Consider the following 2,944-nt stretch of genomic DNA (forward strand, 5'->3'; position numbering starts at 1 on the left):
GCCTAGCAACGCCCTTTGCAAGCTTGATTATCTGTCTGGTGCACTGCCCACCCTACATGAACTGCTTGATCACTGAGAGGGGCGCACGGTTGGTTGTGCGCCCCTCTCAGTAAAATTGTTCACTATTTCGCTTAACAGTGAGATTTTCGCAGTTTCCGATACTTTTTAGCTACCAAAGTCTACCAAGATCAACTTTAGCCCGCCAATGCCAGCTGATTCGAACGCCAGGGGGTATCTCCGCGCTTCACGAAGAAATATTCCTCGTGCGCCATAAAAGTGCGTAAACCAGATCCAATGTCACTACAAAACCCTTGGTTTTCGGGAAATTTATTTAATTGAGACAAGGTTGTGGCACTAAGAACATAGTTAAAGTATAGCAAATTACTTGAGTTTTTGGCAAGCTTTGTGATACTTTTGCCTACTGTCCACTAACCCTCCAGCAGTAAACAAACCACCCACAACGATTAGACCAAGCAAAGTAGAGGATTCAGGCACATCTTGTGGGTTCGATAAATGCGGTGGAAGAGAGCCACCGAACGCCAGTTGGTAGTTGCCTGTGTGAGAATACGTGTAATCGTTATTATCGTCAAGGCTGACCAGCCCAGAATCTGTGGCCTCGAAACCATAAAGGTATTGGGTTTTCCCATCGTATTCAACCTTGACAATTTCACTAGCCTGTATACTAGGTGGTAGGAAACCAGCGAAGGCTGGAGGAATTATCTCTGCCAACATATCTCTAGCATTAAAGTGACCTGCTAGCCCAATGGTAATTAGGCCTGTTGTGTCATCTTGGTTGAGGTAGGAAATATTGGGATCGCTAAATCGTTGCAATCCTCCATTGCCGAAAAATTGTCCATACAGAACATTATCTAGACCTGACCCAATCAAAGATACAAGACCGTTTGCAGTTAAGGCATCACTGAACCACTTCTGAGCTAAGGTGATGCCACCAAAATCAGTAGCCCAGTCAGCGAATGTCAGACTGCTCAAGGTGATGTCCTTACCACCGATTTGACCTGTTAGGCTAGTGACATCGTTAGAGAAGAAAAATTGGAAGTTTTCCAGGGTTTCACTGCTGGCAAATAGCTCTACGTTTCCACCAGGGTCACTAGCGTCACCTTGCAAGAGGGTTGACAAACTAGCACCTGGATCTATATAGGTATTCGTACCGTCAGATGCAATCTTGAGGTAGTCACTACCGATTAGGGTCGCTCCTGTGAGGCTTCCAGCAACAGCTGGGGTAGTGGCGATCGCACTGATACCGGCAATAATTGAGGCACCGAGCCACATTTTCATTACTGTGCTTTTCATTGACATGTCTCCCTTCGAGTTAGTTCAGGTTGCTGGCAGGACTTGGTGTCTTTTTTTTAGTATCGGAGTTGGATGTTAGCGATCGCGTTTTTGATGGGGTTTAAGTTATGTTAATCTTTGACATAATCCTGAGTGCGTCAGTTCCTCAGTCCTGAATAGGGCAATATAGCGCTACGCGCAAGGCAAGAGGAATCCCCCCTAACCCCCCGCGCGTAAGGGGGGCTGGCATGCATGCTAAAGTTGACTACAACAGCTTAGGTGCGCTTTCCGGAGAGGAAATCTTGAAGAGGGTCGCCTTATTACAAAAGTTTTAACCCTTTTACGTATAGCCAGTAACCCATAAAGGCGACCCTCTTAATGCGGTAACTTCGTTCCCGCATCTAATTATTAAATTCCCCACGGGTCGCACCTTTTTCAAGGTGTATCAATGTCAAACACCTTAATGGGTAGTGCTATAAATTTTCAATCTTGTAGCGATTACCGATTACCGATTACCGATTACCCAAGACCTGATCAGATTATTCACCTGTTCTGGTATCTCATCATGGGGACAGTGTCCTGCTTGTAGATAATATTCCGTTAACTGAGGATAATATTCCCTAAACTTTGCTCCCCGTTCTCTGCTCTTGATCCAAGGATCCCCTTCTCCCCATAGCATCAATAACGGACAAGTCATCTGTTCCAACAACACATCGACTTTTTCCCCTTGGGGTGACTTGAACACAGAAGCAAATACCTGAGCAGCACCAGGATCACAAGAGGGGCGATAAATCTCGTCTACTAACTGTTCCGTTACTGCATCCTGGTCAAGATAAACCTTCTGGAGGGTTTTGCGAATGATTGACGGTCGCCGCAGGTACTGGAATAACAGGAAACTTGCCCAAGGTTGTAGAAAAATTGATTTGGTTACGTTATTGAGAACTTTTTTAACAGGATTGACCTTAGTAACAGGTTGAGTATCACTAAACGGTCCAGCACTATTGAGCAATACTAAACCTGCGGCGGAGCTAGGACGCTGTGCAGCCACACACAAAGCTGAATAACCCCCCAAGGAGTTTCCAGCTAAGACTACTGGTTGACCAATCACCTCTGTAATAAAATCATCCAATTGGTCTCGCCACAAATTGCCACTGTACTCCCCATCTGGTTTACCAGAACGTCCAAACCCCAACAAGTCAATCGCCCAAACTTCAAAATGCTGACTCAATTGAGCAATGTTTTTGCGCCAGTGGTCTGTAGATGCCCCAAATCCGTGAATTAATAGTAACGGTGGGTATCCTGATTGCTTCTGTCCAGCCTGTACATAATATATAGATTCCCCCCGCCACTGCCAGTAAGTTCCAGGGATGGGAGTATTAGAAGGGGTAGCAATTACCTGGGTAGTCACGGTAAACTATTAAGTAATGTTAACTTTTTGATCATAGCGCTCCCTGCCAGATGTCTGATGTTAGACTAATGGCAGTATATAATGGAGAGTTTGTGTAAACATCTAAAATAGAGAGGGACAAGCTTTGTCAGTCGAAACCATTGAGAAGCGTTCAACAGTTCGTAAACACGCGCCTCGCTATCGCGTATTGCTCCATAATGATGACTTCAACTCTATGGAGTATGTGGTGAAAACCTTGATGGAAAC

General features: G+C 45.2%; 3 protein-coding genes. 1 reads left to right on the forward strand and 2 read right to left on the reverse strand.

Translation table 11 applies throughout. The features are described from left to right. Nucleotides 1–381: 381 nt before the first annotated feature. Nucleotides 382–1,311 carry an NF038130 family PEP-CTERM protein gene (locus F6K38_RS38450; RefSeq protein ID WP_044495355.1) on the reverse strand — a complete coding sequence of 310 codons (930 nt, stop codon included), beginning with the start codon at nucleotides 1,309–1,311 and terminating at the stop codon, nucleotides 382–384. A 484-nt stretch (nucleotides 1,312–1,795) separates the two neighbouring features. Then, nucleotides 1,796–2,698: an alpha/beta fold hydrolase gene (locus tag F6K38_RS38455; RefSeq protein ID WP_287250079.1), complete on the reverse strand. Its 903-nt coding sequence runs from the start codon at nucleotides 2,696–2,698 to the stop codon at nucleotides 1,796–1,798. Nucleotides 2,699–2,822: 124 nt separating this feature from the next. Here F6K38_RS38455 and F6K38_RS38460 point away from each other — a divergent pair. Then, the coding region (locus F6K38_RS38460) for an ATP-dependent Clp protease adaptor ClpS (RefSeq protein WP_287360175.1) at nucleotides 2,823–2,944 on the forward strand (122 nt) is incomplete at its 3' end.

It is taken from the genome of Moorena sp. SIO3B2, from assembly GCF_010692525.1.
In the GTDB taxonomy this organism is placed as follows: domain Bacteria; phylum Cyanobacteriota; class Cyanobacteriia; order Cyanobacteriales; family Coleofasciculaceae; genus Moorena; species Moorena producens.